The 5,593-nt window shown below is 37.6% G+C and carries 9 protein-coding genes, 1 pseudogene and 2 riboswitches; of the genes and pseudogenes, 4 read left to right on the plus strand and 6 right to left on the minus strand.

Annotated features, from left to right (window positions below; translation table 11 throughout):
• From ABYK33_RS13390 to ABYK33_RS13400, 3 genes and pseudogenes are all read left to right on the plus strand, one after another.
• Positions 1–429 (plus strand): annotated as a pseudogene (locus tag ABYK33_RS13390) (aspartate carbamoyltransferase); the annotation flags it as partial.
• A 1-nt stretch (position 430) separates the two neighbouring features.
• On the plus strand, positions 431–1,405 hold the full coding sequence (locus ABYK33_RS13395) for an aminodeoxychorismate synthase component I (protein WP_373033774.1): 975 nt from the start codon (positions 431–433) through the stop codon (positions 1,403–1,405).
• 73 nt (positions 1,406–1,478) lie between these two features.
• On the plus strand, positions 1,479–1,790 hold the full coding sequence (locus tag ABYK33_RS13400) for a hypothetical protein (protein ID WP_373033775.1): 312 nt from the start codon (positions 1,479–1,481) through the stop codon (positions 1,788–1,790).
• A 4-nt stretch (positions 1,791–1,794) separates the two neighbouring features.
• On the opposite strand, the gene ABYK33_RS13405 is transcribed toward ABYK33_RS13400, so the two are convergent.
• From ABYK33_RS13405 to ABYK33_RS13430, 6 genes are all read right to left on the minus strand, one after another.
• On the minus strand, positions 1,795–2,319 hold the full coding sequence (locus ABYK33_RS13405; RefSeq protein ID WP_373033776.1) for a hypothetical protein: 525 nt from the start codon (positions 2,317–2,319) through the stop codon (positions 1,795–1,797).
• On the minus strand, positions 2,300–2,980 hold the full coding sequence (locus ABYK33_RS13410; protein ID WP_373033777.1) for a rhomboid family intramembrane serine protease: 681 nt from the start codon (positions 2,978–2,980) through the stop codon (positions 2,300–2,302). Before ABYK33_RS13410 ends, ABYK33_RS13405 begins: the two co-directional genes overlap by 20 nt.
• Positions 2,970–3,356 carry a hypothetical protein gene (locus ABYK33_RS13415; protein ID WP_373033778.1) on the minus strand — a complete coding sequence of 129 codons (387 nt, stop codon included), beginning with the start codon at positions 3,354–3,356 and terminating at the stop codon, positions 2,970–2,972. The genes ABYK33_RS13410 and ABYK33_RS13415 overlap by 11 nt, the downstream gene beginning before the upstream one ends.
• A 129-nt stretch (positions 3,357–3,485) precedes the next feature.
• Entirely contained in the window at positions 3,486–3,698 is a 213-nt protein-coding gene (locus ABYK33_RS13420; RefSeq protein ID WP_373033779.1) for a PP0621 family protein, read from the minus strand.
• Entirely contained in the window at positions 3,695–4,285 is a 591-nt protein-coding gene (rsmG, locus tag ABYK33_RS13425) for a 16S rRNA (guanine(527)-N(7))-methyltransferase RsmG (protein ID WP_373033780.1), read from the minus strand. Before rsmG ends, ABYK33_RS13420 begins: the two co-directional genes overlap by 4 nt.
• Complete coding sequence (locus ABYK33_RS13430; protein WP_373033782.1) at positions 4,282–4,560, minus strand: PqqD family protein; 279 nt, start codon at positions 4,558–4,560, stop codon at positions 4,282–4,284. The genes rsmG and ABYK33_RS13430 overlap by 4 nt, the downstream gene beginning before the upstream one ends.
• A gap of 232 nt (positions 4,561–4,792) precedes the next feature.
• Positions 4,793–4,871, plus strand: a riboswitch (cyclic di-GMP riboswitch).
• A 79-nt stretch (positions 4,872–4,950) separates the two neighbouring features.
• Positions 4,951–5,029, plus strand: a riboswitch (cyclic di-GMP riboswitch).
• A gap of 178 nt (positions 5,030–5,207) precedes the next feature.
• On the opposite strand from ABYK33_RS13430, the gene ABYK33_RS13435 reads away from it, so the two are divergent.
• Positions 5,208–5,593, plus strand: a 386-nt coding sequence (locus ABYK33_RS13435; protein ID WP_373033784.1) for a hypothetical protein, incomplete at its 3' end; no start/stop codon positions are given.

Genomic DNA, 5,593 nt, shown 5'->3' on the forward strand with positions numbered 1-5,593 from the left:
ATAGCCATCGTAGGAGACATTGTAAGTTCTCGTGTAGCCAGTTCCGGAATCCGTCTTCTTACGCGTATGGGGATGAATGTTCTATTGGTTGCACCTAAACCATTTATGCCCGAAAGTGATCTGCCTCAATACGAGAATCTCGAAGATGTTCTGGATAAAGTAGATGTGATCATGTCTCTTAGAGCACAATTAGAACGTCATGCTTCGCCTATTTTCGATGATTATGCTGAATATGCAAAACACTACTGTATTGATCATAAGCGTTTAGCCGACAGAGACATTCTCGTCCTTCACCCTGGTCCAGTGATGCGGAATATAGACATTTCTGACGACATGCTTGAAGATGAACGCTGTAAAGTCCTTGAACAAGTCAAGAATGGTGTTTATATGCGTATGGCTATTTTGAAACTGTTGCTTCTAGACTCTTAAAATGATTTGGCTTAACAAAGAAAATGGTTTTGAACAAATAAATAAATTTTCAAAAGCACGTACCCCTTTTCTTTTTATCACTTCTTTTGAACAAGATAAGATCTTTGCCAAGCCACTTGAACAACTTGATGATGATATTTTCTATAAATTGGAAGATTGGCGTAATTACCCTCTCAAGAAACGTACCAAAGACTTTATATTTTCCAAATCCCCTGTAGATTTCACTACTTACAAAAAAGCACTCAATGAAGTACTCGAAGAGATACGTTCTGGGAATACCTATCTTCTCAACCTAACGTTTAGAACTCCAGTAGAGAGTTCTTTTACCCTCAAAGAGATCTTCACCTATGCAAAAGCCAAATTTAAACTCTATTTTAAAGATGAGTTTATCTGCTTCTCTCCGGAGCGTTTTGTAGAAATAAAAGAAAACACCATAGCTACATACCCTATGAAGGGAACCATAGATGCCAACCTACCTGATGCGAAAAAGCGTATCTTAGCTGATGAAAAAGAGATGGCCGAACATGTCATGATAGTAGACCTCATGCGTAATGACCTGGGTATCATCGGTTCTAACGTAAAAGTAGAGCAATTTCGTTATCTCGAAAAGATCAAAGCGGGGGAAAAAGAGCTCCTGCAAGTCAGTTCCAAGATCACAGCAACACTTCCCACTGACTGGAAAGATAACCTAGGTACCCTTCTCAGTCAGATACTTCCTGCCGGTTCCATCTCGGGCACACCTAAAAAGAGTACACTGAACATCATCAATCATATAGAAAACTTTGATAGAGGGTTTTATACAGGAGTATTTGGTATTTTTGATGGGGAATCCCTACGTTCAGGTGTCATGATACGTTTCATAGAACAAGAACATGGCCAGTTCTTTTACAAAAGTGGTGGAGGCATCACTATAGACTCTGATGCAAGAAGTGAATATGAAGAGTTGATAGACAAAATTTATTTACCATTATTGTAATAAGAGAATAACAATTTGTCTTTTTAGGAAAAATTCTGTAAACTATTTTATCAAAAGGTCATAAAGGTGCATTATGTCTAAACTATTTTCAAGTATCGTATTTTCTTTTTTCCTACTCTTTCAAACTACATCCATCGCAGAAGAAGACTCAACACCCATAGAAACCAGTCTAGAAGAACAGGAAGTACAAGAGTCAGAAGTAACTGAAGAAACAGAATCCATAGAAGTACAGGATGAACAAGCACCTCAAGCTGAAGCAGTGGAGGAAGTGCAGGAAGAGGTTGAACCTGAAGAGGCCATTTCTGAAGCAGAGAAAGAGGCCCTGGCAGCTGAAGAAGCAGAGCTACGTGAAGCAGGTGTGTATGAAGAACCTGTAGAAGAGTAACAAACTATAAACAACCTCTCTTTGGTCTGTGTAGCCATATATACTCTGCGTCATCCTCTACTTTGGAGAAATAGAGTTCTCCCGCACCTCTCCACGGATCTATGATGATTCCCTCTTCCACTTTTCCACCCTTTGCCACGACAACCAAAGCATTATGTTCATAAAAATATTCCCCTATATTTGCCCCAGCTAAATGAAATTCAAAAGAACTATAGCCTCTCCCGGACAGATACGCATACAAGGCATCGCTCCAATGATAACAGAGTCCTTTTTCACGTACTCCAACGGTCACTAAAAAGTTATGATACTGAGGAGGAGAAGTCATTTTAAACTCTTTTGTCAACTTCTGCGTTTCATGAAAAATATCCTGGGAAAGCCGCATTGCTTCACCTTGAGAAATACTGCTGTCCAATGACTGTAAAAGAAGTGAAAGTTCTGTAACCTTGGTTTGCGATACCGAAGGTGGTGTAACCGCACATCCTACAAGAAAAAAAGCGAGAATAAAAGATTTAAAATAGTGTTTGAGCATACTGATCAGGAAGATATGAAGCAAAGGCCATAATAACTAAAACCATCATAGTATTATAGACCAAGAGCCATTTTGAATTTTTAGAGAGAACAAACCCACCTATAAAACCTACAACAAGTCCCCCAATATGGGCACTCACATCAATAGAAGGTATAGAAAGTCCTATCACAAGGTTGATCGCGATAATGACACCAAAATCTTTCATAAATGCTTTAGAGTGTGAGGCTATCCTGTCTCTATGTGCCAGGAAAAACCCTGCCAATGCACCAAAAACACCAAAGATGGCCCCAGATGCACCTACACCCACAGAGACTGGATGCATATAGAGAGATACAAGTCCGCCAATGATCCCAGCGAAGAAGTAAATGCTTAGGTAAGACTTCGTGTCAAAGTACATCTCTACACCACGTCCTACTATATAAAGAGAAAACATATTCATCAGTAAATGGGTCATACCGCCATGTAAGAACATTGCAGTCACTAGTCTCCACCATTCACCCTTAAGCACGGTTAATGGACCAAACAGTGCACCCATATCCACAAGGGTCTGCATATCCATATCTATAAGACTTTGGCTAAAAAATGCAGAAAAAAGATAGACTGCACTACTGAGTGCTATCAGTATATAGGTAAGTGTATAACGTTGGATATCAGTTCTCATAGATGGCATCTGCAAATACTACACCATCTACACCACCTCTTGCTATTTTACTTATCTCTTTTTCGCTATGGATGAGGACCAGGATATTGGTATCAAAAAGATACTCTTGCGCTATAGGCTGGATCATCAGAGCATCATCTTCTTCACAGATGACATATTTTGCACCTAAAGCATTGGCAAAGAGTGCATCATCCAAGTTATTTGCTACGACGGCAAAAGGGATATTATTGGCTTGGCAGTGTTGTGCGAGAGTATGCGAATCGACTAAAGGTTCAAGTAAAATAATATCATCTGCTTGACTCTTCGCGATACCTTTAATAGAGAAAATTTTAAAAAAACGATTACTGTTTATCCATGGGTGTCCGATAATTATCATGATTATTCCTTTTTTTATTAATATATAACGCAAAATGGGCAAAGCCCTTCTTTGCTACGCTAACACTGAGTTCCCTTCAGCAGGGTACTCACGCGACTAGTCGCTCTCTGAAGTTATCTACCTTAAAGCCTACGGTGTACATTCAGTAGAACAGTAATATCTACCGCCTACAACAATACTCTCTTTCACAGTCACATAGGTATGACATTTTTCACATTCTACAAGTGTATCATCATCTAGTTTTTTCTCATGCGGGCTCCTCCCAAATGTGGGGAGTTTCCCACCGAAAAATTTATAGATAAACACAGCTGCAATAGCAAAAATCAGTAGTTTTAAAATCATTTGTCATTCTTTATATAGAGGTAGTTTCGTTGGTTTTTTTGTACTATATCATATCTTAGCTGATGTTGTACATCTTCGATCTCATCAAATACACGAGACCCTTTGTAAAAAAGATATTCCGTATCTGAATCACTGATCTTGACAGTCAGTTCTAACAGTAATTTCGTATTTGTGACTGCACGCGAGCTTATAAGATCAAAAGCTTCATGTTCTACGGTTTCAACTCTTTTTGCTTCGACACTGACATTAGAAAGTTCAAGGTCTATGGCTGCATACTTTAAAAAAGAGACCCGTTTTTTAAGTGGTTCAGCCAGTACTACCTTCGTATCGGGTAATGCTATCGCAAGTACAAGTCCCGGAAACCCTGCTCCTGTTCCCACATCTAAAAGTGTTTTTGGTTTCTCTATGAAAGACAAAGGGTAAAGCGAATCCACGATGTTCACATAGATCGCATCTATGGTTTTAGCGCCTGTAAGATTGTGTATCTGGTTCCATTCATTCAAAAGGGAGGCAAAGTTTTCCAACTTCACAACGATCTCACTCTCTAAGACTATCTTTTCAGCATCCAAATATTGTGATAAATTCAATTCTCTTTCACCTCTACCAAGCTACTCTCAAGCAACTTACCCACAAAATCAGAAAGATCCCTCTCCAACACCTCTGCTTCAACTTCATACTGTTCTAACAACACTTCAAAAACCTCTTGCAACGTTTCCTTTTCTTGCATAGCTTGCCATATAGCAGTTCCTACTTCATCAAGACCAAAGTAATTTTCACTCTCCATATCGAGTAAAACCATTTCACCATCCACTTCTTGGGCAAAAACTGTATCTGCAAATGTTATTTTTTGATTGAGATTCATTTTAATTCTTTTTTATTAGGATTATAACATTTTAAATTAATGAATTTATTGTAAAGTGATGTAATGAAAAGTAGTAGAATTATTTTCTACATAAAGAGACATAGAATGAGTGAATCCTTTACATTCTTTTATTTGATCAGACAAAAATTATAAATAATTATAGTCTGACATTAATCTGACATTATTATGTCATACTACATTGTTTTTAAATTAATTAGCTCTTTTTAAATATTATTTTTTATGCCAAACTTGTTGTGAAGCAAGGACGGAAAGCCATGGATCTTAAAATATAAGACCGCCAGGTTACCAAAGTACCGATATTAACAATATCAGGTATTTCGTCTTCTTTTTTTCTACGAGTTATCCATAAATTTTTATTTAATTCAAATTATTTTGTTGTGCCAAACTTGTTGTGAAGCAAGGACGGAAAGCCATGGATCTTAAAATATAAGACCGCCAGGTTACCAAAATAAATTATATTATTTTTAACAGAACAAAAAATATGATTATTGTTTTTTGGGAGAAAGTTATACATTTTTAGACTTTCTTTACATTCATTTGTTATGATACCCCGCAAAATCAAATAGAAATGATAGTAAAACTATAATTTGATGTTGAAAATAATTTATTATTATAGGAGATATAATATGCGAAAAAATAAATTCTTTAACCTTTATGCCATCCTTTTGTCTATATTGACTTTTACCTCGGCAATGTTTGCATCACCTGCAGAAACACCACGTAAAATCATCGTTTTCCAAAAAAGTTTCTCGAATAAAGCTGCGCAAGTAGACTTAATAAAAAAAACCGGTGCGATACCCATCAAACCGCTGAAGATCATCAATGGTATGGCAGTCTATCTTCCTGAGCAGGCACAAAGTGCACTTGAAGAGCATTTAGGTGCAGAAATCGTACGTATCGATGAAGATCTTGTAGTTCATGGTACAGCTCCTGGCGGCGGAGAGCAACCACTGCAAGATCTTCCATGGGGTATTGATAGAATCGAAGCAGATATTGCCTGGGGAGATAGCAA

Source organism: Sulfurovum sp., assembly GCF_041562805.1.
GTDB lineage: Bacteria > Campylobacterota > Campylobacteria > Campylobacterales > Sulfurovaceae > Sulfurovum.

Bases quoted from the DNA above. Each gene is read 5' to 3' on its own strand.
- ABYK33_RS13395 (WP_373033774.1), top strand. From the start codon at position 431: ATGATTTGGCTTAACAAAGAAAATGGTTTTGAACAAATAAATAAATTT.
- ABYK33_RS13400 (WP_373033775.1), top strand. From the start codon at position 1,479: ATGTCTAAACTATTTTCAAGTATCGTATTTTCTTTTTTCCTACTCTTT.
- ABYK33_RS13405 (WP_373033776.1), bottom strand. From the start codon at position 2,319: ATGCTCAAACACTATTTTAAATCTTTTATTCTCGCTTTTTTTCTTGTA.
- ABYK33_RS13410 (WP_373033777.1), bottom strand. From the start codon at position 2,980: ATGAGAACTGATATCCAACGTTATACACTTACCTATATACTGATAGCA.
- ABYK33_RS13415 (WP_373033778.1), bottom strand. From the start codon at position 3,356: ATGATAATTATCGGACACCCATGGATAAACAGTAATCGTTTTTTTAAA.
- ABYK33_RS13420 (WP_373033779.1), bottom strand. From the start codon at position 3,698: ATGATTTTAAAACTACTGATTTTTGCTATTGCAGCTGTGTTTATCTAT.
- ABYK33_RS13430 (WP_373033782.1), bottom strand. From the start codon at position 4,560: ATGAATCTCAATCAAAAAATAACATTTGCAGATACAGTTTTTGCCCAA.